This window comes from Pseudomonas sp. 10C3, assembly GCF_036346185.1.
Lineage (GTDB): Bacteria > Pseudomonadota > Gammaproteobacteria > Pseudomonadales > Pseudomonadaceae > Aquipseudomonas.
In genome coordinates this window covers 1-24,258 of sequence record NZ_JASJVE010000018.1, presented here as the reverse complement: position 1 = coordinate 24,258, position 24,258 = coordinate 1, and the positions used below count along the sequence as shown (strand labels likewise).

Annotated in this window: 29 protein-coding genes and 1 tRNA gene; 28 read left to right on the top strand and 2 right to left on the bottom strand. The window is 58.0% G+C overall.

What is annotated here, in order from left to right:
- The first annotated feature begins 20 nt into the window (after nt 1-20).
- The gene (locus QN399_RS18170) at nt 21-1,157 is read left to right on the top strand and encodes a hypothetical protein (RefSeq protein ID WP_330201367.1); all 1,137 of its coding nucleotides are present in this window, start codon (nt 21-23) and stop codon (nt 1,155-1,157) included.
- A 101-nt stretch (nt 1,158-1,258) separates the two neighbouring features.
- Here the strand turns inward: QN399_RS18170 and QN399_RS18165 are convergent, their stop codons facing one another.
- Entirely contained in the window at nt 1,259-2,920 is a 1,662-nt protein-coding gene (locus QN399_RS18165; RefSeq protein ID WP_330201366.1) for an OFA family MFS transporter, read from the bottom strand.
- A gap of 255 nt (nt 2,921-3,175) precedes the next feature.
- Between QN399_RS18165 and QN399_RS18160 the strand changes: the two genes are divergently transcribed.
- The 25 genes from QN399_RS18160 to QN399_RS18040 all read left to right on the top strand — a co-directional run bounded on the left by QN399_RS18160 (nt 3,176) and on the right by QN399_RS18040 (nt 21,850).
- Entirely contained in the window at nt 3,176-3,592 is a 417-nt protein-coding gene (locus QN399_RS18160; protein WP_330201365.1) for an acetyl-CoA sensor PanZ family protein, read from the top strand.
- A 93-nt stretch (nt 3,593-3,685) separates the two neighbouring features.
- On the top strand, nt 3,686-5,917 hold the full coding sequence (locus tag QN399_RS18155) for an AsmA family protein (protein ID WP_330201364.1): 2,232 nt from the start codon (nt 3,686-3,688) through the stop codon (nt 5,915-5,917).
- Nucleotides 5,914-6,981, top strand: a complete 1,068-nt coding sequence (mutY, locus tag QN399_RS18150) for an A/G-specific adenine glycosylase (protein WP_322177349.1) — start codon at nt 5,914-5,916, stop codon at nt 6,979-6,981. Before QN399_RS18155 ends, mutY begins: the two co-directional genes overlap by 4 nt.
- Entirely contained in the window at nt 6,978-7,250 is a 273-nt protein-coding gene (locus QN399_RS18145; RefSeq protein WP_219063674.1) for an oxidative damage protection protein, read from the top strand. Before mutY ends, QN399_RS18145 begins: the two co-directional genes overlap by 4 nt.
- 101 nt (nt 7,251-7,351) lie before the next feature.
- Nucleotides 7,352-7,427: transfer RNA gene (locus QN399_RS18140), tRNA-Phe, on the top strand.
- Between the two features lie 207 nt (nt 7,428-7,634).
- Complete coding sequence (locus tag QN399_RS18135; protein WP_330201363.1) at nt 7,635-8,840, top strand: integrase arm-type DNA-binding domain-containing protein; 1,206 nt, start codon at nt 7,635-7,637, stop codon at nt 8,838-8,840.
- A 119-nt stretch (nt 8,841-8,959) separates the two neighbouring features.
- Nucleotides 8,960-9,949 (top strand): hypothetical protein, encoded by a 990-nt coding sequence (locus QN399_RS18130; RefSeq protein ID WP_330201362.1) that lies wholly within the window; start codon nt 8,960-8,962, stop codon nt 9,947-9,949.
- A gap of 175 nt (nt 9,950-10,124) precedes the next feature.
- Nucleotides 10,125-10,385, top strand: a complete 261-nt coding sequence (locus QN399_RS18125) for an AlpA family phage regulatory protein (RefSeq protein WP_330201361.1) — start codon at nt 10,125-10,127, stop codon at nt 10,383-10,385.
- Complete coding sequence (locus QN399_RS18120; RefSeq protein ID WP_330201360.1) at nt 10,386-10,766, top strand: hypothetical protein; 381 nt, start codon at nt 10,386-10,388, stop codon at nt 10,764-10,766.
- On the top strand, nt 10,763-11,365 hold the full coding sequence (locus QN399_RS18115) for a hypothetical protein (RefSeq protein ID WP_330201359.1): 603 nt from the start codon (nt 10,763-10,765) through the stop codon (nt 11,363-11,365). The genes QN399_RS18120 and QN399_RS18115 overlap by 4 nt, the downstream gene beginning before the upstream one ends.
- Entirely contained in the window at nt 11,362-12,018 is a 657-nt protein-coding gene (locus QN399_RS18110; protein WP_330201358.1) for a KilA-N domain-containing protein, read from the top strand. Before QN399_RS18115 ends, QN399_RS18110 begins: the two co-directional genes overlap by 4 nt.
- Nucleotides 12,019-12,317: 299 nt before the next feature.
- Nucleotides 12,318-12,476, top strand: coding sequence for a hypothetical protein (locus QN399_RS18105; protein WP_330201357.1), 159 nt, complete (start codon nt 12,318-12,320; stop codon nt 12,474-12,476).
- Nucleotides 12,473-12,790 (top strand): hypothetical protein, encoded by a 318-nt coding sequence (locus QN399_RS18100; protein ID WP_330201356.1) that lies wholly within the window; start codon nt 12,473-12,475, stop codon nt 12,788-12,790. Before QN399_RS18105 ends, QN399_RS18100 begins: the two co-directional genes overlap by 4 nt.
- Nucleotides 12,787-12,993, top strand: a complete 207-nt coding sequence (locus QN399_RS18095; RefSeq protein WP_330201355.1) for a hypothetical protein — start codon at nt 12,787-12,789, stop codon at nt 12,991-12,993. The genes QN399_RS18100 and QN399_RS18095 overlap by 4 nt, the downstream gene beginning before the upstream one ends.
- Nucleotides 12,990-13,268 carry a DUF3077 domain-containing protein gene (locus tag QN399_RS18090; RefSeq protein WP_330201354.1) on the top strand — a complete coding sequence of 93 codons (279 nt, stop codon included), beginning with the start codon at nt 12,990-12,992 and terminating at the stop codon, nt 13,266-13,268. Before QN399_RS18095 ends, QN399_RS18090 begins: the two co-directional genes overlap by 4 nt.
- A gap of 6 nt (nt 13,269-13,274) precedes the next feature.
- Entirely contained in the window at nt 13,275-13,562 is a 288-nt protein-coding gene (locus tag QN399_RS18085; RefSeq protein ID WP_330201353.1) for a hypothetical protein, read from the top strand.
- Nucleotides 13,555-14,433, top strand: a complete 879-nt coding sequence (locus QN399_RS18080; protein WP_330201352.1) for a toprim domain-containing protein — start codon at nt 13,555-13,557, stop codon at nt 14,431-14,433. The genes QN399_RS18085 and QN399_RS18080 overlap by 8 nt, the downstream gene beginning before the upstream one ends.
- The gene (locus tag QN399_RS18075) at nt 14,420-16,225 is read left to right on the top strand and encodes a DUF927 domain-containing protein (protein ID WP_330201351.1); all 1,806 of its coding nucleotides are present in this window, start codon (nt 14,420-14,422) and stop codon (nt 16,223-16,225) included. Before QN399_RS18080 ends, QN399_RS18075 begins: the two co-directional genes overlap by 14 nt.
- Nucleotides 16,226-16,561: 336 nt before the next feature.
- Nucleotides 16,562-16,876 carry a hypothetical protein gene (locus QN399_RS18070; RefSeq protein WP_330201350.1) on the top strand — a complete coding sequence of 105 codons (315 nt, stop codon included), beginning with the start codon at nt 16,562-16,564 and terminating at the stop codon, nt 16,874-16,876.
- Nucleotides 16,873-17,481: a hypothetical protein gene (locus QN399_RS18065; protein ID WP_330201349.1), complete on the top strand. Its 609-nt coding sequence runs from the start codon at nt 16,873-16,875 to the stop codon at nt 17,479-17,481. The genes QN399_RS18070 and QN399_RS18065 overlap by 4 nt, the downstream gene beginning before the upstream one ends.
- 112 nt (nt 17,482-17,593) lie before the next feature.
- Entirely contained in the window at nt 17,594-17,974 is a 381-nt protein-coding gene (locus QN399_RS18060; protein ID WP_322177333.1) for a hypothetical protein, read from the top strand.
- Nucleotides 17,975-17,982: 8 nt separating this feature from the next.
- Complete coding sequence (locus QN399_RS18055; protein ID WP_330201348.1) at nt 17,983-18,603, top strand: tail assembly protein; 621 nt, start codon at nt 17,983-17,985, stop codon at nt 18,601-18,603.
- Nucleotides 18,600-19,235 (top strand): tail assembly protein, encoded by a 636-nt coding sequence (locus tag QN399_RS18050; protein ID WP_323569395.1) that lies wholly within the window; start codon nt 18,600-18,602, stop codon nt 19,233-19,235. The genes QN399_RS18055 and QN399_RS18050 overlap by 4 nt, the downstream gene beginning before the upstream one ends.
- A 1,594-nt stretch (nt 19,236-20,829) precedes the next feature.
- Complete coding sequence (locus QN399_RS18045) at nt 20,830-21,423, top strand: hypothetical protein (RefSeq protein ID WP_330201347.1); 594 nt, start codon at nt 20,830-20,832, stop codon at nt 21,421-21,423.
- 226 nt (nt 21,424-21,649) lie between these two features.
- Entirely contained in the window at nt 21,650-21,850 is a 201-nt protein-coding gene (locus QN399_RS18040; protein ID WP_330201346.1) for a hypothetical protein, read from the top strand.
- Nucleotides 21,851-22,047: 197 nt separating this feature from the next.
- Here QN399_RS18040 and QN399_RS18035 read toward each other — a convergent pair whose 3' ends face one another.
- Nucleotides 22,048-22,521 carry a hypothetical protein gene (locus QN399_RS18035; RefSeq protein ID WP_330201345.1) on the bottom strand — a complete coding sequence of 158 codons (474 nt, stop codon included), beginning with the start codon at nt 22,519-22,521 and terminating at the stop codon, nt 22,048-22,050.
- Between the two features lie 584 nt (nt 22,522-23,105).
- Between QN399_RS18035 and QN399_RS18030 the strand changes: the two genes are divergently transcribed.
- Both QN399_RS18030 and QN399_RS18025 read left to right on the top strand, forming a co-directional pair.
- On the top strand, nt 23,106-23,597 hold the full coding sequence (locus QN399_RS18030; RefSeq protein ID WP_322177323.1) for a hypothetical protein: 492 nt from the start codon (nt 23,106-23,108) through the stop codon (nt 23,595-23,597).
- 68 nt (nt 23,598-23,665) lie between these two features.
- Nucleotides 23,666-24,055 carry a bacteriocin gene (locus QN399_RS18025; RefSeq protein ID WP_322177322.1) on the top strand — a complete coding sequence of 130 codons (390 nt, stop codon included), beginning with the start codon at nt 23,666-23,668 and terminating at the stop codon, nt 24,053-24,055.
- Nucleotides 24,056-24,258: the final 203 nt, after the last annotated feature.

Here is a 24,258-nt window from a genome sequence, read left to right as displayed (position 1 = left end):
GCTGACACTGGAGGGCGCTGATGAGTAAGGCCCCTGAAATTACCCTGCAAGAACCGCAGCTTCAGCAACCCAAACAGGCGGGTGATGTGGAGCCGTTTCCCAGCGGTCGCACTACTTACTTGGCTCCTTTGCCGCTTCCTACGCAGTTGCCGCCGAACTGCCCTGCTGTTGGGGAACTCAATGATGTTTATTTGGACTTCGGATTGGGCTCTCCGCAGGTGTTTTCATGGCAGGTCACCTTGGGAGGCCCTTTTAATTGTTTTGTCGCGGCCAGTTTTGTGTTGCCGCTGATTCTTGGGTTGATTGCTATGTTGGTCGGCGCCGGCTTGTCCGAGGCTTGGGACGTGGTCGTTGGAACGCACCGAGTTAGCTGGGGACTGACTGTAGGCGTTAGCCTTTTGACACTCGCCATGTACCTCCTCATCTGGTTCTACATGCACAACAAATACGAGGAAATCATCCCAACCCGTTTCAACCGTCAACGCCGTGAAGTCTGTTTCGTCCCCAACGACGAAAGCGAACCCGTGATCGTGCCTTGGGAATCGGTCACCGCCTGGGTGATTCAAGCCCAGGGCGCCAATCAATACGGCGTCCAACGTCAATACGGCATGGGCGTGGGTTTTTACCATGAGGCCAGCGGCGAGCGTTTTACCTTGGAGTTCGTCTGCCCCGCACTGCCCATCGCCATCAGCAACTGGGAAGCCATCCGCGCCTACATGGAGTACGAAGTCCACACCCTGAAAGAGATCACCGACCCGCTCGATCTACAAGGTCCCGATGACCCGCCGCACGAAGGCCTGCACACCTTCCGCAACGCCCGCGCTCGCCTGCACCAAGAGATCCGCGACAAGCAGCGCGGTTGGGTCTATGGCTTTTTCTGGTACCTGTTCCACGTCATGACCTTCTGGACTCTGCCGTTTTACCTGACTGAGTGGGAGGTTGGCCGGGTCAAACGCATGGCTCGTCAAGCGCTGCCAGAGGCGATGCGCGACTGGTCGGAACCGCTGCCCAAAGAACAATGGGCCAAGCCCAGCCCCGAGTTGCTGCGGATGAGCGCTCAGGTCCGCGCGCTGCACACACGTCATCCACAGCGCCCGATCACCGATATTTTCGCCGAGGTTTATCGCGCCGAGAAGTCGGGGAAGCGCAGCGCGTAATTATGGTTACTCTGAAACCAACGCCTGCATCATCCCCCAGACGTTCATGTGGCACTTAAATCAACACCCGTGCCACACAAACGCGCGTTTACAGTCGGCTGTCAGTGAAACAACACGGCCGTTTTTTGCAGGGTAACCCACACGCCCCACGCCAGCGGAATGCCTACTGCCAACCAAGCCGCGACGACCAGAGGCATGCTGGCAGGCGAAGCTTTCCACTCCAGCACGGTGGTGTGATCCGCACCGGCATCGTGACCGTAAGATTGCTCCACAGCCAACGCTTCGTCAGTCATGAAATGCTTATCGGCCACCGGACGAATCAGCAGGTTGCAGATAAAGCCCAGCACCAGCAGACCTGCGAGGATGTACAGGGTGATGTCGTAGGCGTCAGCGCGTGCAACGCCGATGCTCAACTGATACTCACGCAAGTAGGTGACCAACACCGGACCCAATACGCCCGCTGCAGCCCAGGCGGTCAGCAGACGACCATGAATCGCGCCGACCATTTGCGTGCCAAACAGATCCGCCAGATAAGCCGGAACAGTCGCAAAGCCACCACCGTACATCGACAGAACCACGCAGAACGCTGCCACAAACAGTGCAATGCTGCCCAAGTGACTCAACGAAGGCACTGACGCGTAGAGCAAAAAGCCCAGAAAAAAGAACACGAAGTACGTGGCTTTACGGCCGATGTAATCGGAAAAAGTCGCCCAGAAGAAACGTCCACCGATGTTGAACAGGCTCAGCAAACCGGTAAAGCCCGCAGCGATGGCAGCGATCTGCCCCAGTTGAACGGCGTCCAGTTGGCCATACGCCAAACCGTTGCCGAGCAATTTACCGGCGAACACTTCCTGCAGCAGTGGCGAGGCCATGCCGAGGATGCCGATGCCCGCCGACACGTTCAGGCACAGCACCAGCCACACCAGAGCGAACTGCGGAGTTTTCCACGCCACGCTAACGTGCACATGGCGGTGAGTAATCATCGCGTTGCTGGCTTTCTTTGCCGGAGCAGTCCAACCCTCAGGCTTCCAGCCGGTCGGTGGAACGCGGTAACCCAGGGCACCGCCGATCATGAAGACAAAATAGATCGCCGCCATCACCAGAAAGCTCTGCCACACACCCGCACCAGCGGGCGAAGCAAAATGGCCCATCAAGGCTGCAGCCAACGGTGCGCCAACCATTGCCCCGCCACCGAAACCCATGATTGCCATGCCGGTCGCCATGCCGCGCTTGTCCGGGAACCACTTGATCAGCGTCGAGACTGGCGAGATATAGCCCAACCCCAGGCCGATACCGCCGATCACACCGGAGCCCAGCCACATCAGCCAGATCTGGTGGGTATAAATACCCAGCGCGGAAATCACCAGCCCGCCGCACCAGCACAACGCCGAAACGACGCCCGCCTTACGCGGACCGGAATGCTCCAGCCAGCCGCCCCAAATGGCTGCGGAACAGCCCAGGAAGATGAAAAACAGGGTAAAAATCCAGCTCAGCATCGAAATCGGCCAGTCGCAATCCGATGCAAACACCTGGGCCAGGAAGCTCATGTTCGGCGCGCAAGCAACCGGCGCGGTCATGCCAATGGCTTTGGACAGCGGCAACCAGAACACCGAAAAACCATACGCCATGCCAATGCACAGATGGATGGCCAATGCTGCTGGGGGTACCAGCCAACGGTTGAAACCGGGCTTGGCGATAATGCGTTCTTTGGACAAGAACGCGGGCTGCGCGACAATGCCGCTCAGCGTAGCGTGTGTGTTCATTATTATTTCCCCGGATTGGATGTAGCTCGCAAGGCAATTACGTGTTTCACCCACAACCTTCCATGCACGCAGGCAACGCTTGTCTTATCGGCAGAGATCCCCCATACGTGACAAAAAGACGCAGGAGGACTGACGATGGGCCAGAGGTTACCATCGCAGCCACCATCGAAGGCTATATGCCATCACCTTTATTCGCGCTGTCTGGCCCTAATGCCACTACGCTCTACACCACTCACGCTTGATCGAGGAAACGTAATGCCCATCGTCATTGAGTCCGTACATTCAGCCTCCTATCAGGATCAGGAAGATCTGCAGAAGATTTACCGCGATGCACCGGAGTGGCTGCTTGCACCGTTTGGCGATAGTCAGGCGTTGATCGCCGCCGGCCTGAGCAACGGCAGCTTGCTGGCTGCACGGTTCAATGACCGCCTGCTGGGTGCCGCTCGCGTACAACGCCAAGGCAATGTCTGGCACCTGTCGCAGCTGTGCGTACGCAAGCTCACCCGGCGCAGGGGTGTGGCCGAACGCTTGCTGGTCGAGGCGCAAAGAATGGCTCATGAGGATGGCTGTGAACTGCGCCTGCAGGCGCCTGTCGGACACCTGGAGGCTCAGGCGCTGGCGGCTAAACTCGACTTGCAACTGGACACGCAACAGGCCCTGAACCAAGGGTAAGTCACACCCGGAGGCATCGGCAGCCCGGTTACTGTTTGTGGAGGCTATACTCGCGGGCTAAATTTTGAATGATTCAATTACAAGGACTCGCCCATGAAAGCGTTCGGCAAAATCCTGGGTCTGGTTATTCTCGGGCTGTTGCTGATCATCGTGGCTCTGGGCTTTGCTCTGAGCCATCTGTTTGATCCCAACGACTATAAAGACGAGATTCGCCAGCTGGCACGCGACAAGGCCCACCTAGAGCTGACACTCAACGGCGACATCGGCTGGAGCCTGTTCCCCTGGCTTGGGTTGGAGTTGCATGACGCCAGCGTGGCGACCCTGACCGCCCCCACCAAACCCTTTGCCGACCTGCAGATGCTCGGGCTCTCCGTGCGCGTCCTGCCGCTATTGCGCCGCGAAGTGCAGATGAGCGATGTCCGCGTCGAAGGCCTCAACCTGACGCTGAACCGCGACGAAAATGGCCATGGCAACTGGGAGGACATTGGGCGTCCGGCACAGCCCGCAACGCCGCCCCCGGTTGAACCAGGCGCAGCCGGTCAGACTGCACAAGGCACGGCAACAACGCCGGAAAAAACCTCGCAACCGATCAAACTGGACATCGACAGCCTGACCGTCAACAACGCGCGCATCGACTTCAACGATGCCAAGAATGGTCGGCAATTCAGTGCCGAAAGCATTCAACTGAGTACCGGCGCAGTGCATGAAGGGACCAACATCCCGGTCAAACTCACCGCCTTCTTCAGCACTAACCAGCCGGTGATCCGCGCCAAGACCGAACTGGCCGGGCAACTGCGCTTCGATCGTGTGCTCAAACGCTACCAATTCGAAGACATGCGCCTGTCCGGCGAAGCATCGGGCGAACCGCTGGACGGGAAAACCCTGACCTTTGCTGCACAAGGGCAACTGCTGGTGGACCTGGCAGCCAACGTCGCGGAGTGGAACGGCTTGAAGCTCTCAGCCAACCAACTGCGCGCCTTGGGCGAACTGCACCTTCGCGACCTGGACAAGACACCACAGCTCAGTGGCGGCCTGTCCATCGCGCAGTTCAACCTGCACGATTTCCTCGAAGGTATCGGTCAACCGGTACCCGAGATGGCCGCAGGCAGCCTGAACAAGTTCGAAATGGTCAGCCGCCTCACCGGTAACCCGACCAGCGTGGCCTTCGAAGACCTCAACCTGAAGGTCGACGACAGCACCTTCACCGGACGCCTTGCCGTCGACGACTTCGCCAAACAGGCGCTACGCGTCCAGCTCAAGGGTGACACCTTCGACGCTGATCGCTATCGCCCGGGCAAGTCCGAAGCCGCCAAAAGCGCTGGCGCAGCACGTAAATCCGAAGTTGAGAGCACCCAAAGCCAGGCCTTTGCAGCGAGTGGCGGCACAACCCCGCTGCCGAACGCGCCGACGCAAGGCGCATGGAGCAACACCCAGCTACTGCCGCTGGAGCGCATGCGCACACTCGATGTCCAGGCTGATCTCAACTTCGGCACGCTGACCCTCAACAAGCTGCCGATCCAGAATGCCGTACTCAAAACCCAGGCCCAGGCCGGGCAGATCACCCTCGAAAGCCTGCGTGGCGATCTCTACAACGGCAATTTCGAAGTCAAAGGCAACCTTGACGTGCGCCCGGACATTCCGCTGATGCGCGTGCAAACCCACATCGCCAAAGTGCCGGTCGAACGCTTCATCCAGAGCAAGGACCAAACGCCGCCGGTCAAAGGCCTGCTGACCTTGAGCAGCGACCTGACCAGCAAAGGCAACAGCGAAAAAGTCCTGATCGACGGACTCAACGGCACTGCCAGCTTCATGCTCAACGACGGCGTGCTGGTCAACGCCAACCTGGAACAACAGCTTTGCCAGGGCATTGCCAAGCTCAACCGCAAAACCCTCGACAGCGAACCGCGCGGCAAGGACACCCCGTTCCAGCAGCTCAACGGCAATCTGGTCTTTCATAACGGTGTCGCCAGTAACCCGGACCTCAAAGTGGGCATTCCGGGGCTCACGGTCAAAGGCGATGGTGACGTAGACCTGCGCGTTCTGGGCATGGATTACCGCATCGCCATCATCATCGAAGGCGACAAGAGCGACATGCCCGACCCAGCGTGTCAGGTCAACGAACGCTACGCCGGCATCGAATGGCCCGTGCGCTGCCGTGGTCCTTTGGAACTGGGCGCCAAAGCCTGCCGCCTGGACAACGAAAAACTGGGCCAAGTCGCGGCGAAACTGGCCGGCGACAAGCTCCAGCAGAAAATCGAAGACAAGCTCGGCGATAAAGTCAGCCCACAACTCAAAGACGCCCTCAAAGGTCTGTTCAATCGATGAAACCCGAGCAGTTTTCAGCGGCCGTACTGGAATGGTATGAGCGTCACGGTCGGCATGACTTGCCTTGGCAACAGGGCATCACGCCGTACCGGGTGTGGGTTTCGGAGATCATGTTGCAGCAGACCCAAGTCAGTACCGTGCTCAATTACTTTGACCGGTTCATGGATGCGCTGCCGACGGTCCAGGCCCTGGCCGACGCGCCGGAGGACGAAGTACTTCACCTGTGGACCGGGCTGGGCTACTACACCCGCGCACGCAACTTGCAGAAGACTGCAAAAATCGTCGTGGCAGACCACGGCAGCGAGTTTCCCCGCAATGTCGAACAGCTCACAGAACTGCCGGGGATCGGTCTTTCTACCGCCGGTGCAATCGCCAGCCTGAGCATGGGCCTGCGTGCGCCGATCCTCGACGGCAACGTCAAACGCGTTCTGGCGCGCTACACCGCCCAGGAGGGCTACCCCGGCGAGCCGAAGGTCGCCAAACAGCTATGGGCCACGGCTGAGTGTTTTACCCCGCAGTCACGGGTCAATCACTACACCCAGGCGATGATGGACCTGGGCGCGACCCTGTGCACCCGGAGCAAACCGAGCTGCCTGCTCTGCCCCCTGGAAAAAGGCTGTGAAGCGCACCTGCTCGGGCTGGAGACTCGCTACCCGATCCCCAAGCCGCGTAAAACCATCCCACAGAAGCGCACGCTGATGCCGATGCTCGCCAACCGCGACGGCGCCATTCTGCTTTACCGGCGCCCGTCCACGGGGCTCTGGGGCGGCTTGTGGAGCCTGCCGGAGCTGGATCACTTCAGCGATCTGGAGCATCTGGCGAATCAACATGCCCTGGAACTGGGCAACCACCACGAACTGCCAGGCCTGATCCACACCTTCAGCCACTTCCAACTGAGCATCGAGCCGTGGCTGATACAGGTCGAAGAGTCCAGCCACCACGTGGCCGAGGCCGACTGGCTCTGGTATAACCTCGCCACCCCACCGCGCCTGGGCCTTGCTGCCCCGGTGAAGAAGCTGTTGAAACGCGCAGCCGACGTATTGAACGCAGGAGAGTTGTCATGACCCGCACCGTAATGTGCCGCAAGTACAAAGAAGAACTGCCAGGCCTTGAGCGCCCTCCGTACCCAGGTGCCAAAGGCGAAGATATCTTCAACCACGTCTCACTAAAAGCCTGGGGCGACTGGCAGAAACACCAGACGCTACTGATCAACGAACGTCGCCTGAACATGATGAACATCGACGACCGCAAATTCATCCAGGGCGAGATGGACAAGTACCTGTCCGGCGAAGAATACGCCCAGGCCGAAGGCTACGTTCCCCCAGAGAAATAAGCGTTTCCAGCAGGTAAGGGTCGTAAGCGACGGTAATAACTGAAATTTTTTTAACAACACGCTTGACGACCCCCTGAAAAACAAGTCTAATGCGCCCCGTTGCCCAGATAGCTCAGTCGGTAGAGCAGGGGATTGAAAATCCCCGTGTCGGCGGTTCGATTCCGTCTCTGGGCACCACCTTTCGTTTTCAGGTGGTTCCAACAACACCTGAAAACATACGAAAAGCCCGCCTAGTGCGGGCTTTTTGTTGTCTAGCGTTCCCAAGGGCTCCCTTGTAAGCCCAGACGATTGTGAGTAGATTCGTGAGTAGATTCAGTTCGGTCTAGAAATCTACTCACACCCCGCGGCGAAACGCCCGCCCGGTGCGGCCCGCAGGAGGCTGCTTTGTCACTCTCAGACACCACCATCCGCACTGCCAAACCAAAAGAGAAGCTGTATCGTCTCAGTGATGCCAACGGGCTTTGCCTGGAAGTCACGCAGACCGGCTCCAAGCTGTGGCGATACCGCTATCGCTTCAACGGCCTCGCAAAGATGCTGGCGCTTGGCTCATACCCCGCAATCACGCTGGCAAAGGCTCGTCAGTTACGCGACGACGCGCGCCAGTTGATCGTTGATGGCGTCGACCCTGGTCAATACAAGAAAGCCGCCAAACAAGCACAGGCTGTCGACGGCGTTACGTTCGAGGCGCTGGCGCGAGAGTGGTTTGCCTATAACTCCCCTCGCTGGGCAGAGAGCACCACCTACAAGGCCAAGCTGTACCTTGAAAACGATTTGATACCCGGCATCGGCGACCGCCCGGTAAAAGCGATCACACGCCCCGATCTGGTGGAACTGGTGCGCAAGGTCGAAGCAAGGGGCACTCTGAATGCCGCTGGCAAAATCCGCCAATGGCTGCATCAGATATTTCGGTACGGGCTGGCCAAGGGCGTCGTAGACGCCAACCCGGCCACCGACCTGAGCGTAGTAGCGGCGCAGGCCAAAGCCGCCCGCCACCATCCGCACGTCAGCTTTGCCGAATTGCCCGAGCTGCTTGGTAAGTCTGACGCCGCCAAAATTCATATCCTGACTCGCCATGCCATCAAACTTCTGGTGCTGACCGCCGTTCGCCCTGGTGAGCTTCGCCAAGCGCCGTGGTCGGAGTTCGATTTAGATGCCGCGCTCTGGACGATTCCTGCCGCCCGCATGAAAGCCCGTCGCCCCCATGTTGTGCCACTCCCCCGCCAGGCCGTCACTATCTTGCGCCAGCTCCATGAGGTGACCGGGCATTACTCACTGGTATTTGCTGGCGCCAATCCTGAAAGGCCGATGAGCGAGAACACTGTAAACAAGGCTCTGCGCCAGATGGGGTACGAGGGTCGGCAGACCGGGCACGGGTTCCGCCACCTGCTAAGCACCGAGTTGAACGGGCGCGGGTATAATAAGGATTGGATCGAGCGCCAGCTCGCCCACGGCGACACTGACGAGATTCGCGGCACCTACAACCACGCAGCCTACGTGGCGCAGCGCAGTGAAATGATGCAAGCCTGGGCTGACTCAATCGACGCCGTGTGCGTTGGCGCCAACGTGGTGAGCATCAAGCGAAAGGCTTAGCACCTAAGCGCAAGATATCCGCAAGTGCTGACCATTGGTTGGTTGTCGTGGGGCTTTGTTGGTAGCATTGACCCTGTGGTTTTATCCAGTCAAATGTATAAGTGCGCCTGGGGGCAGATATGCAACAACGCTTCGGGCGTATTCAGCTAAGCAGGATAGTTCCAGAATGGGACGATGAGCAGCCAATCAACCCCCGTATGCTGGCCGGGGAAGTTGCCGATGTTCTGCGCACACTGATGCCGGTAGACCACCTGATACATAGCCTTCACGCATCGGTCACACTTAGCGCCTCAACAACTGGCGACAGATCCATAACCTACGGAGCCCTTGCTGACTACTTCGAGAGCGCAAGCCTAGGTCAGCCCGCCGAGACAATTAGCACCAGCGCCGGGCCTGTCCAGACTGCCGCTGTAGTCATTTGGCGGCAGTGGATTGGAACAATAACAATCGAGGCCACCAGCCGCGCCTTGATGGTAGCCGGTTATGCAATGCCAGCTAACGACACTCAAAGCTCAGCCCTGATCGTGGGCGGACATCCTTCACGCAGCCACTTCGCGCCAGCGGAAACGCCATCAGGCAGCGAAGAAGGCTACCTTAAAATGCGCCAAACCACTCAGCGCCAAGAGGGAGAGAAAACCGCAGCTAGGGATATATTCGCCGAGCGCGAAAAAAGTAGAACCCTTGAGCAGCGGGTAATGGAACTTCTCGCCCAGTCAGCCATTGATAAAGCGCAGTCGCAACAATTCATGGACGAGGCCGAGCAATCGCGGAGAGATACAAGCAGCGAGCGGCGCGCAAGGCTGAAAGCTGAAGATGAGCTAATCCGTATCGAGGAACTGTTAGAGCCGCACATGCTCGCGATTGAATTTCTAAACCCTGACAACCCGCTGTCCCCACCAGAGATTCGGGAAATGTTCCAGTGCTGGATCTGCCTAACAAAGGACAACGAAAGGGAGCCCGTGAAGGCGACGAGCAAAGGTATGGACGTGCTTTGCCGTGACTGGTTCAAAGCCCAAGGTGAAGATGTAACCGGAAAAAAGCTAAGTCGTTTTGCTACCGCGCTGAACTCTGAAGATAGAAAAAAAGGGGGAGCAGTAGCTAGACCGTGAAGAAAAGGGGTAACCCCTTTCAACGCCTTTATTTTCAAGACCTGCAGGATCATATCCGCAGACAGAATAGCTAAGCCGTTACCCCTTTTCTGATAAGCCGTTACCTCTCAAATAGAGGGATACGCATCACCATCCTCATCGTCGATTACCCAAACCGCCCTGGAGCGACTAGACGATGACAGCCACTACCCACCCCATCCGCAAGCAATCCCATCAGGCCGTACTTGTCCCCGGCGACAAGCCAGCGATCCGCTTCATCAAGCGCCAGGCCGTGGAAAGCATCACCGGCATTTCCTGTACTGAGATTTACCGCCGCATTGCCGCAGACAACTTCCCGAAGCAAGTCATGCTGGGGCCGAAGTCAGTCGTATGGGTCGAGGCTGAAATTTACGGCTGGATGAATGACCGCATCGCCGAAAGCCGAGCGGTGGCCTAAATGAAAAAGGCCATGATCCCCGAAGAGAAACACAGCCTGTCGCACGGCAATACTATCACCAGCGCCAGCCCCGCCGTACTGCTGGAAACAGCCCCCACCAAGATTGCACGCGCACTGGTATACGTCCGCCACGTTGGAACGCTCAACCGTTTCGAGGCACCGAAGTGGGTTGGCGACACCTGCCTGAACTCGACCATTCCCGTGCTCGAAAACAGCTACGGCCTGACGTTTGAACACATCCTCGAAAAGTCGCCTAACAACTGGGGCACCCCTTGCGACTGTACCCGTTACCGCCTGTTGGAAAGCTCATACGCCCAAGCAGACAAGGTGCTGGCGCTGATGTTTGAGCGTGCGGCGAAACGCCAGAAGGTGGCGGCATGACGACCAAAATCATCAAGCCGATGGGCGAAAGTAATATCGGTAAATCTGACATTACCCTGATCCAATACAAGGGTGAGCCCCGCATAGATAGCCGCTTGCTGGCCGAGCAGGCGCTATTGCTTGGGAGGATTGCCGAACTAGCCCTTACCGCCCCGGATGAGGCAATGGGGATGCTCGCCAATGATCTTTCCCCCGGCGAAACGCATGACTCGCTTCTGTTTCTTCGGCTTGCGGTTTTCGATCAAGCAGCATCTAGCCTTCTGGCGCCAAAGTTCACTGAGTTTGATATTCATCGTAAATTCTTCACCAATCTCGACGCCTACTTGCCGGGCGCCGTCCGCCTCATCAAAAAATCAGACCCGCTTCATATCCCAGATGGGTGGGTGAAGCTCTCAGGTGAAATTCTTCCGGTGGAGGTGAAGCGTGACGCCTTTACGAAAGCCAGTGCCAGGCAGCTTGCGCGGTATATCGAGTACTACGGAGTCGGCAAAGGCGTAGCTGTTGCAGCCTCATTCACTTGTGCCCCTGACCCGCGCTTTATCTGCATCACGCATGACGTGACGAGTGCTAGCGACCTGCTGCCGGGAGGTGCCGTATGACCGCCCGCATCATCCCATTCGACTACGAAGGCCAGGCCGTGCGCTTCAATGCTGACGGCTGGATCAATGCGACGGAGGCGGCGGCACGGTTCGACAAAGAGCCTGCGCAATGGCTCAGGCTGCCCGACGCAATCCGCTACCTGGACGGTTTGCAGCGTACATATGGGGAAATCACATATGTAAAAACCAGCCGTGCCCGCGCCGATCGTGGTGGCGGTACCTGGCTCCATCCAAAGCTGGCAGTGAAGTTTGCCCGGTGGCTGTCAGTCGACTTTGAGATTTGGTGTGACGAGCAGGTAGACGCCCTGATACGCGGTGAACTCAACTCGCGGTCGATGGCCCGTCGTCAGGCCGCCGTCGGCTACAGGAGCTTGTGTGACGCTCTGTCACTGACCTACGAGGCCATCGGCAAAACCACGAAGCCGCACCACTACATGAACGAGGCCAGGCTTATCAACGAGGTCATCACGGGCGCCTTCAAGGGCCGCAACCGTGACCAACTGACCCAAGCTGAACTTGAGCTGATCATGCTGGTGGAAAATCGCGACGTGCTGTTGATCGGCCAGGGCAAGGACTTTGCGACCCGGAAGAAACACCTGCTGGGCTACGTCGGTGATCTGCAGATGAAACTGATCGGGAGCAAAGCCGCATGACGCCCACTCAATCATTCCCGAGTGTTGCCAAGTTCGCACATCGGCGGTATGGTGCGCCCGTCGCTGCAAAATCAGCGACCGGGCTTGGTCGCCCGAACAGATACGGGCGCATAGGCGCCTCCATTACGATTGCTGGCGCTATTTTTTCGTCCCCAATTTCGTTTTATGGTGGCTGTGTGTGGAAGGGCTTAGGCCCTGCCGGGTTCCTGTATCTCCGGTCGACCAATCCGCACACGGCTGCCACCCTCTTGCTTGGTCGCAAACGTGGCAGCTCTCAATTTGATACGGGAGCTCCACCTATGCACGCCCTCACTCCATCCAAAATCCGCGCCTTTGCTCACCGCCGTATGGCCTTGAGCGCTCTCCGTGCCGACTCATCCCTGTCCGTTCGCCTCAAACGCTACAACGCCCACATGGAACAAGCACGTTCGCTGGAAACAGTCGGCGGTGTGCAATGAATCTGCAGACCCGCACCCAGATCGCTTGCACCTTCCTCGAAGGCGAGATTTTGTCCGATGCCGTTCTGAGCGTTCGGGATATGCACTACATGAACTTCGCCCGGGAGGAATGCATAAAGCTGGAGAAAATCCTGCTGACGTTCGTGATCCCCGCTATGGGTGGCTATGACAACAAACTGGCTTGTGACATCGCCAGGCACATCGAGCAGGTCCGCACGTTCTCTCGTAACTTCTGCTGGGAGCACCGCTATCTGGGAGCCTCGTACGTCGACGAAAGTGAGCGCCCCGGAATGGATGTGGGGGTTACCGCATGACCGCCCCTATCCATACCCCGGACGACGATCTGCGCGGCGTGCAAGAAATCCTTGTCATGCTCGCACTGGCTCTCTCAGTGATTGCCGCACCAACCACACAACCGCTTGTATCGAAGGTTCTGGCGACCGTCGCTCAGCACACCGCTATGGCCTGGGCCGAACTGCTCGAAGGCATGATTGAGTCGAACGGGGGTGATCTGTGATTAAGCCGCTGATTACTACCGAGGAAAGATTCTCAGAGATTGGCGATCAAAGCATTTTCAGCGTTACCCCCGGCATCGATGCTGAGACCGCGCTAACCAAAGCGTCCAACCTCCTGTCTACCATCACAGGCAGCATAGAGCTGGCCGGCATGGGTACACCGCTTGAAGGAAATCAGGCCTGGATGGTTCTCCATTCCCTGGAAAGCGCAAAGGCGGTCATTGATGCGCTGTGGGCCACATTGCAGTTCGATAGCCCTGACACCGTAGAGGCTTAACCAACCATGAACAACCAAACCTGCAACACAGCGGGCGCGCTACCGGCTTGCCCGAAGAAAGTCGCCGAACTGTTTTACGTCACGCATCCGAAAGCGCCCAAGGCTTTGCTGGGGCCGTTCTTGAGCCAGGCCGACGCAGAGTGTGGGCGTGTCGTGATGCGCAGTGCCGACGCCGTAGTGACGGCCTGCCTCATTGATTCGCTGGACGACCTGACTTACTGGCACGCCGTGAATAACGGGCAGGTAGTCCGGGCCTTTGCTGGCGCTGATCGCCAAGGGGTGAATCATGAGTGACGTGACGATCCTATTCCGTGACGCGCTCCAGTCGGTATTTGGGTCGCTCGACTTCCTCCCCGAGCCGGACGGCAACATCCACCGGTTCCGCGTGCCAGACGACAAGCCCGGAACGCTCAATGGCTGGTATGTCCTGTATCTGGACGGCATTGCCTCGGCCGCGTTCGGCAGCTGGAAGACTGGTGGCGCCTCCACCTGGTGTAGCCGTGAGCCGGTCGACGCCCGCGAAGCCGAGCAGGTACGCCAACGCATCGACCAAGCGCGCCAGCAACGTGAAGCCGAGCAGCGCCAGCGCCAGCTAGAGACGGCAACCCTTGGCCAACGCTGGTGGCGTGATGCGCGCCGCGCCGATCCCGATCACCCATACCTGATTGCCAAAGGCGTTCGGCCTTATGGCCTGCGCCAGCGTGGTGACGAATTACTGGTGCCGCTGTACTCAGGTGGCGTGCTGGTCAACCTGCAACGAATCGCCCTAGACGGCGGGAAGCGCTTCTTGTTCGGTGGTCGGGTGAGGGGCTGTTATTCACCGATGGGCCGGATCGCGCCAGGCAAGCCACTTTGTATTTGCGAGGGCTGGGCCACGGGGGCAACGCTTCACGAAAGCGGCTACACCGTCGCCTGCGGCATGAATTCCGGGAATCTCAAGCCGGTAGCGCTGGCGCTTAGAGCCGAATACCACAGCGTCGAAATCATCATCGCTGGTGACGACGACAGGCGTACCGACGGTAACCCCGGACGCACCGCCGCCAATGCCGCCGCCGCTCTTGCTGGCTGTCTGGTGACCTTCCCCGAATGGCCCGCCGACGCGCCCGACACGCTGACCGACTTCAATGATTTGGCCGTATGGAGCAAAGCCCATGGCATCGCCTGAAAACAACGTCATCAACCTGCGCCCTGAAGCCCCCATGGTTAAGCCTGAACGCCCTTGCTGGGCCGTGTACGAATACTGGGTGACGAACGAGAAGGGCCGCAGGCTGCGCCCCGGCGTGTACCGGCACGGCTTCAAGCGAGTGGCGGGCCAAGATGAGGACGACGCCGAGAGCGATACCGGCGACCGCCCTATCACTGACGAATGGATCGCCAGCCCCGTGACCGTGGCGGCCCGGACGACCAATAGCGACGACGGCAGCGAGGGCCGTTTCCTGCGCCTGGTGACGGAGAACGGCATCAAGGAATGGATCATCCCCATGGAGGTGTTCGGCGGCAGCGGTGAGGACGCCAGGCGCCAACTGTTCGGCATGGGCGTGATAATCGCGCTCAAGAAACGTGGCTCGTTTATGGAGTACCTGCTAGACCAGCGCCCAGACCAAGTGTTTGCCACCACTTGCCGCCCCGGCTGGCATGAGTCGGGCGCGTTCGTGTTGCCGGGCCGCACCATCGGCAGTGACAAGGTGCGTTATCAGGCCAGCGGCAAGGGACAGAACCTATTCAGCGTCCGTGGCGATCTGGAACGGTGGAAAACCGAGGTCGCGGCCAAGTGCGAAGGCAATCCGGTACTGACGCTGGCGATTGGCTGCGCGCTGGCTGGCCCGCTGCTGAGTCTGGTGGGCGTATTGGGTGGCGGTGTTCACCTGGTGGGCGACAGCTCCAGCGGCAAGTCACTGGCGCAACTGATCGGTTCATCCGTGTGGGGTGATCCCGGAATCTTTGCCGCGTCGTGGGACATGACCAAGGGCGGGCTGGAGATTGAAGCCTCGGGCCGCAATGACACCCTGTTGCCCCTGGACGAAATCAAACGAGCCGACCCCAAGCGCGTACAGGAAATGGCCTATTCCCTGGCCAACGGTCAAGGCAAGGGCACCATGACCCGTGAGCGTGAAGGTCGGGCCAAGCTGAGTTGGCGCCTGCTGACGCTCTCCAGTGGCGAACGCTCCCTGTCCGAACACGCGGCCATCGGCGGCAATGCGGCCCACGCTGGTGCTGAGCTGCGCATGGTGGACGTGAACGCCGGTACGCGCACCCACCGCGCCTTCGATGAATTGCATGGCTTGGCGGGCGCCGACTTTCACCGCCTGCTGACCGTCGCTGTCGCCGCACACCACGGGCACATTGGATCGGCATTCGTGGAAAAACTGCTCGCCAGCGATGACCGGCCCGGCCTGCTGAAAGACTTCGCCGGTATACGCGCCAGTTTCGTTGAGGACAACGCCCAAGCCGGACGGGTAGCGGATCGCTTTGCCGTCATTGCACTGGCTGGGGAAATGGCTATCGCCTACGGACTGTTGCCCTGGACGCCTGGTAGCGCCCTTGCTGACTGCCAGTTGTTGTATGGCGAATGGTTGAGCCGTGTAGGCGGCGGCAACGCCGAAGACCGGCAGATCCTCGCCGGAATCCTGGACTTCATCGACAAGCACGGCAGCAGCCGATTCTCGAACGTAGATGACCAAACCGTCGACGCCAAGGTGTTCAACCGCGCCGGGTACTGGGAGACCGTGGGCCAGAAGCGCCTGTACCTGTTCAACAAGTCGGCGCTGATTGAGGCGGCTCATGGGTTCGGCCTTACCCGCGTCATCAAAGCGCTTGAGGTAGGCGGCGCCCTGGCTAAACGCGACACCGACCGGGATAGCCGCAAGACCAAGAAATACCGCATTCCCGGTGGCGGTTCGCCCCGACTGTACGTGATCGATCCCGAGGTCATGGACGGCGAAGGTGGCAGCGTATGACCCCTATTACCACCAAGAACCAATGCCCGAGTTCACAGGAACCTATTTTTGTGGGGAACAGGGGGAACGGGGGAACGGCCTTTAAAAACGTGGCCTGTAGCCGTTCCCCCTTATTAGATGTATGGGGAACAGGGGGAACACAAACATGTTTTTCAATATAAGAGCGTCAGCTTTTCTGAACATTTGGTTATCACTGTTCCCCACAAAAAAACATGGGGAACAGAAACCTCCTCTGGAGGCCCCGGAAATACTGGACGTTCCCCCTGTTCCCCCGTTCCCCCGTTTTTTTTCTAGTCACACATATGGGCAATGGCGCAATTCGGGGCAGGTGACGCCATGAGCCTCCTTTCCAGCCTGCTCGATCACATACCGCCGACCATCGCTGGCGCCGATAAACAGACCATGGCGAGTCGCGCCCCGGATCGTCCGCGCCCGGTGCTGATCAGTCGTGTTGAGCGCCCCGTCCAATTACCGGCCGCCATGTACACCAATGCCGCCATGGCAACGCCTGAGTGGCGCCATACCCGCGACCAATACATCAACCACCTTATGGCGTGTCGTTCCTGCTGCGCGCCCACCGGCCGCCACTGCGCTGCTGGCGCTGACCTGCGCGCCACTTATGACCGCACACCTATGGAGTCGCACCAATGACGCCGAACCTCATCCTTGCCCTGTGCAAGATCGGATTGAAGCCAATCACCAGTGCCACCACGAAACTCATCACCCACCGGCGAATTTGTCGTGCCATTGCTCATCAGCTCGACTCAATCCACAGCGAACGCCGTGCCATGCGCCGTGAAGCGGGCAAATTAAAAGCGTTTATGCCATTCACCCGGCAAGCCATTGCAGACCTGGAGCAGCGAGCGCAGGCACACCGAGAGGATGAGCGCAGTGGGGCGCGCTTTGTACTGGCTGGGTTTGGACAATCACTGATGTTCGACCGCGAAGGGTTGGCCGATGCGCTGGGCTTCGACCGTATGTGCGACCTGATGAGCGTCAACCCGGTTCATCGCCAGCAAGCTCACAAGGACGGTGACACCAGTCTTCGCGGAGTGGCCTACCTATCCCAACTGGAGGACAGCGCCACCGGGTACGGCGGCGAATGGGGTGCCGGTGGCCCGCTGTATCGCGCCTGCCATGCCGCAATGATCCATTTCATCAAGGAATGCCCGGAAGACCTGCTGCCAGATCCGTTCGCGCCTGGTGAGCTGTTCGGGCCGAAGTTACCGCCCGACCTGCGCATCGTCGGCAAATAAACCATTCCCGTGTCGCGACACGTTTTCTTCAAACGCAAAACGTGTCGCACACCACCAGAGCAATACCGGGTATCAGCCCATTACCAGCGCCAGCGGCGCATCAGAGGTACGCATGACAAACCAACACAGCAATACCGCCCAGCAACCGCCCACCCACAAAGAGAGATTTGCCGAGGCGTGCAAGGCCGCTGACTTTGCCAGCGACATTCGCATGGTTGGCGGCTACTTAGTCTGGGATGTTCAGTATGTTCAGGAGGGCCAGAAAGTGGTTATCGACGGCCCCTACTTCACAGAGGATGAGGCCAGAATCTCAGCCGACCTACTACGCGGAACGTTCCGTGGGGCTCGAGCCTATCAGGCCACTCACTGCTGGGCCTGGAACCCGGATTTTGGCCGCGAAAAGGCAATCCGTGACGATGCCATGGCATCCCGAATGATGCTGGCTATGCAGATCGGCGTCGAAGTTCCAACCCACAACACTGCCAACAGATAGGAGCCAACATGAGCGCATCAGCAATCGAATACAGACCAATGACCAGAATCCTACTCGGCGGCTCAGCCGCGAAGCTGTTCGGTCGGGAACACATTTACGAACTTTCAACCGGCAGCGTGCATGAGGTTGCGAAGGCAATCGATGTAAACCATCCGGGTTTCATGAAGTACCTCGCAAACGCTAAGGCGATGGGCCTGGTGTTCGCCATCTTCCGGAACGGGAAAAACGTCGGTGAGGATGAGCTAAAGCTTGGGGGCGCCAGGGAGATCCGCATCGTTCCGGTGATATGCGGCAGCAAGCGCGCAGGCATCATGCAAACCGTCGTAGGAGCGGTGCTGATCGTCGCGGCTGCATTCATCACCGCCGCATCAGGCGGCACGGCCACACCGCTTACAAGTGCGATGGCTGCTACTGGTTGGGCCATGGCGATTGGCGGCGTGATCCAAATGCTCAGCCCTCAAGCTGGCGGCCTAAAAACCAGCGCTGCGCCCGAGAACACACCGGGCTACGCATTCGGTAGCGCGAAGAACACCACGGCATCCGGGAACCCGGTTCCGCTGTGCTACGGCAAGCGGAGGGTGGGAGGCGCGATCATCAGTGCGGGGATTTATGCTGAGGATCAGGTATGAGTGAGCGAATTCGAGAAATCCGCCTGGACGGAGCGCTAGGTAAGCGCTTTGGCAGGGATCACAAGTTGGCGGTAGCCAATTGGGCCGAAGCAATGAGAGCGCTCGGGGTTCTACAGCCAGGGTTCACCCGTTACATGAACGAAGCCAGAGATAAGGGCATCGTGTTTGCTCTCTGGTGCGGGGATCGCAACATCGGCGAAAGCGAGCTGCGCGACCCGCCAGGGGATTGCGTCATGCGCATCACGCCAGTCGTAGAGGGCAGCAAGAACAGCGGAGGACTGCAAACCATCGTCGGCATTGCCCTCGTTGTAGCTGCCTCCTACTTCACTGGCGGGCTTGCGGCTGGCGCGGCAGGCTCTGGCACCCTGTTCGGTACTGCTGCTGGCACCGCAGCTTGGGGCGTGGCCGGAGCCATTGGTGTCTCGCTGGCGCTTGGCGGCGTAGCCCAGATGATGGCGGGCACGCAGAAGGGCCTTAGTTCTTCCGAATCAGCCAACAACACACCCAGCTATAACTTCTCCGGCATCAAGAACACCACCACCCAAGGCAACCCGGTTCCGCTCTGCTACGGCGAGATGACCGTGGGGTCTGCTTGCGTGTCGGTTGGCATCGTTGCCGAGGATAAGCAGTAGCCAAGCCGGAAACTCAACCTCACAGGGCAGCCGTCTTCGGGCGGTTTTTCGTTCTCGGGTAACCACTCCGGTAACCACCAAAAGTAACCAGTCGGAAGTGGTTACCGATGCCAAAAAACCTTAACAATTGTTAACAGCTTGGCGGGCCACACCTCGGCCTGGCCACTAACATTTACTAACAGGCTGGGCGCTTAAGGTCGGATTCAATGTCAACATTTGTCAACAGGCTGGCAAGCTGACCGAAGCACCATCGCTCGCCCTAAACTGCTATTCCCGTAGCATTTCAACATCAGGTTTTATAAGGTTTTGAGCTTCAGCCAATGACAGGTTTCGCGCTGAAAAAAGGTTAAGTTTTGTTAGGTCGTTGGTGCTGACCAGATCGGGCGGTATCCACTCTGGTATCCACGGTTTGAAGGCATTGCGAGCCGGATACCAGGGCCAGTGACCAGCCGAGTGACCACCATCAGTGACCACCTTTATTTGGTCACAAAACCATCAAACCCCGTTTGGGGAAACACGACCCCATGAATGAGCCGCGTCAAGTGCCGATTGGCATGTTTTCACGCAGTGTTTCACGCACACATTTCACGCATCCTGGAGTGCGCAAAACTGTCCCTGAGACAGAATTGTTCGGCATTGGTACGCAGACTGGTGCGCACCTACGGTACGCATTGCCGAGGGCGTACCGGCAGCAAGTTCGCAGCGAGGTTCGCACCTTTGGTTCGCACCCTCTTACGCGAGGCTGGCGCGAACCTGGGCGGTTAACACGGAAAGCGGGCGGCGCCTGTTGAGAAATGTAACAAGGCAGGCTGTAACAGAGGATGTAACAGCAAAACGCGCTGTTTCAGATCACAGGATCATTGATGCCACTTTCCAAGGTTACCAAGCAGCCGGTTACCACGCTGGTTACCACCAATGGTTACCAGTTCGGGCGGTTGCCAAACGTGAGGTTGCCAGAGATGGTTGCCACCGAAAGCCGACACTTTGCGCAGTCCATAAAGCGCTGGTTTCCACTGAGGTTTCCACGGTATCGCAGTGCTTTTCACTGGTCGAACTCCGACTTGCGAAACAAACCCCATGAATGAGGCGGAATGACGCGAATACGACGTTGAATGAGCGTTGTGAAAACCAACCCCATGAATGAAACCAGTTCTGCGAAAACCGAACCCCATGAATGAAGCAAAAACACGCCAAATCGAGGTCGAACGACGTGTTGTGAAATAACCCCATGAATGAGGTCGAAACACGCTCCAGCGAGGTCGAATGACCCCGTTGCGGAAACATCCCATGAATGACCTGCGCCAGCCGTTCCAATGACAGGTTTTGTCAGGTTTTCGCACCAACAGAATGTTAAGTTTTGATGGGTAGCTGCCGCCTTCGGCTGTTATCAATTGTTATGGTTGGCGGCGTGTTGAAATCTACACGCTGTGTAGGGATCGACACGGTGCGCCAGGCGGATTTGAAATCTGACTCGGCTGGATTTGAGATTTGGGCAAGGGTTCGATTTGAGATCTGACCCTTCTGGATTAGAAATCGTCCACCGGGTGGTGGCATCCCGACATGATAGAGTCGAGGTTCAACTATGGAGGGTGTTATGTCATCGAAGTTTATGGCGTTCGTAATGGCTAGCTGTATTGCCACAACCGCATTTGGCGCTAAGAAGCCAGATAAGCCTGAGGTGTGGGCACAAGAGCCGGATAGCTTTATGGGGATCAAGCTTGGCGGGGATATTATTTACGATCTTCCTGAGTGCCCTCAGCTGTCACCAGGGCAAGACCCGAAAAACTTGTGCCGAGAAAAATCATACATTACCAATTTCTATGGAATTAAAGGACTTCCGCAGCTTGGGCTCACCTACTTTTACAGTCTTAACGCAATGCTTATGGATGGGAGGATCGAGTACCTATACCTCTCTGGAAGCACGAATGATTTCGAAAAGGCAAAAGAGATGTTCATCTCAAAATATGGCCGGCCATCCACAAGCACTGTCCAGCCGGTAAAGACAAAGGCAGGGGCGTCCTTTGGTAATGACGTTCTAATCTGGAAGGGTCAGAAGGTCACAATTTCGCTCACGCGCTACTCTGACGATATCAACACGTTCGGGGCGTCTGTATCGAACAATGATGTTGCCGCATCAGCCGCTAACAAAAAAGCAGCTAAGGCTATCGACGGCGCATCGAAGCTCTAATCCGGCACCATATCAAAGCCAGCCTAATGACGTTTTTTTACGTGCGTGGTGAAAACGCTACAGCGTGTTGTTTTCTAAACAGAGTATTGAATCCAGCACGGTGGCGGTCGTTACCCTGATGGCTCAAATCTGAGCCATCAAACTACCGGGATCTCGGCAGTTATAAGATAATCGAACGCCCGCTCAACGCCTGTTGAGTATGACCGCACCCACCGAGGGACACCCCTTGTCCGTTATCGACTGCGACTACCTGCCCACCGACAAGGTGGTGTTTCCACCCGAGTTGGCATTGCTGATCGTGAGGAAGGCCGCAGCCATGGCCGAAGAGTTCGAGAGCCAGGCACTCGACCAACTAACCAGGGATGCCCGGCGTGCGCTCTCGCAGGGTACGGAGCCGCGAAGGATCATCAGGGAAATGCGGCTGTAGATAGCGGCAAGCTTTCCGGCATCTAGTGCGCGACACGTTTTCGTTATGCGCGGATTGTGTCGCGGACAAACTACCCAAAATCCGGGTAGTTCTCCTGTTTGAAACCGGGAAGCTGAATCACTGCGATTGCTCCCCGGTAGGCAGCCCCACTGATAGGCAGATCAAGACCGCCCTTGCGCCGCACCCTTCGTCGCAACCTACTGCTGAGATAGCTGCTCGATTGGCTTCGTCTGTACAGGTGCTGGAGCTTGTGCTTTCGCCAGACTTGGAAGATTCCCAGTGACATCATCGGGTAGCGTGTACATCGCGCCGGTCAGCGGATCAACGATCAGCATGCCGATCAGGCCGCCGAACGCGATATTCCCCCAATACCAGCCATTCACTGACGACTTCAATGGCGTCACCGTGTCCGCATGCCCTTCCTTGTGGAAAGCTACGCTATAGCTCTCGCTCTTGAAGTAACCGCGGCTCGATTTAAGGATCGCGCCGCCCGGCGTAACTCCTGACGCTACAACTTGGCCGCTGCTGTTCAATACGTCGTATTTGGCACCAGTAGGCATGCTGTAGATTCCAACCTTCGGCTTGCTTTCACTAACGATGCTGGCGCAGCCAGAGATCAGCGTGGCGCCTATTGCGGCGGCAACGCAGATGGTCTTATGGATGGCTTTCAAAGTAACTCCTTGGGAAACATAGCTGCCTTCATTGGCATGAGCTGCGTTGCGCAGAACAAAAATGATTGTACTGGATTGATGGCCGTTTGCTATCTACCCCACGCACACCTGCCATACCGAAACGGGAGGTCAGGCCCGAACCTAAATACAGGGTGGCGGGAATGCCACCGCGTGGAGTTTGGGGAGACGGTCATCAGACCAGGGCTGGAGTCTAGGCGGCGAAAATATCGAAAAATCCGACATTATTTTGATGATGCGGATATGCCCCGGTTTTGGGTCATCCTGAGCAGAGAGAAAAGCGGCGGAAGTGGGGCAACATTTCGAAAAGTGAGTAGATTTGTGAGTAGATTTATAAACAACCACTCAACAACACCATACAAAACGTGCCCTGTAGAGAAAAGTTCGATTCCGTCTCTGGCACCATAAATACCGAAAAACCCCTGCATCGAAAGATTCAGGGGTTTTTTATTGGGCGCCATTTATCGTTCGCTCGCACAGCGGCCGACGCCCCCCTTGGCTATTCGAAAGGTATGCGCTTCAATGGCGCCCCAACGCCCCCCCTGCCTGCAAAAGGACTCAAGCCCATGGCCTCGTCAGACAAACAGCAGAAACGCGCCAAACGGGCGAAGACCAAGGCCAGGCAGAACCGCGTGAGCAAACCCGCGCAGAGCGTCGTCCACCCGGTTCTCGCGTCACCCCTGATCAACCAGCCTTTCGATGACGTCGACATTGACCTGAGCACGTTCGACTTCAAGGACATCCTTGAAAACGGCTTCGATCCGGCCGACTTCGACGACCTGTTCCAGACCATGAAAGCCGCCGAAGCGATTAGCCAACTGGCAATGTGCGTGGTCTTTCTTCAATACCCGGTGCTGGAACTGGTCATTGCCGAAGAGGAAGAAGAGGACGCCACCGACTTCTTGATGAGCCTGCTCATCGCGTACCGGGCGATGTTCTACGACGAAGACGAAGACGCTGCCGTTGTATGGATGGAAGGCCCTGTGTTCCAGGCCGACTACAACGAGGCATCACGGATTCTGCAGGAAAAAAACAAAACCCTGTCTCGCCGAGACTGATCCACCGGACAGGCTCCAGGAGTCTGCCGTCCCCCACCTTTGCATCGTCTTTTTTTGAGGTTAGTAACATGCGTACAACACTTTCTGCCCTTACCCTCGCCCTAGGACTTCTGGCCGCCCAAAGCGCCATGGCCGGGGGCGATCTCAACGCCGCACTTGGCGGGGGCATCGGCGGCGCACTGGGTAACGTCGTCGGCCAGAAAATGGGCGGCAGCACCGGTGCAGCACTGGGTGCCGGTGTCGGCGGCGCAGCAGGAGGCGCGATCTCTGCACCCAAAGGTCACAAGACCTCCGCAGCACTCGGTGGCGGCCTCGGATCAGCAGGCGGCTCGCTGATCGGCGGCAAACTGGGCGGTACTACCGGCTCAACCGTTGGCGCAGGCCTGGGCGGCGCAGCAGGTGGCGCCATTGCCAATGACATGGCCAGTGGCAGCAAACACAAGCGCAAACATGACTGATTCGTTTGCAGCCTGACGCTTTTTTGCCGGGCTTTGGTTTTGCGGTTTCGCCCGAGGAGTGCAGGCATGGCCTCCCTGAATGAGATCGTGACTAAGAAAGGAGCAGCGCTACTGGCTGCCGAAGGCGACCTGCTCGAACCGTTCAAATAAAGCCCGCTCCAAACAAAACGGCCGCGATCATCACCTGTCTCTTATACACATCT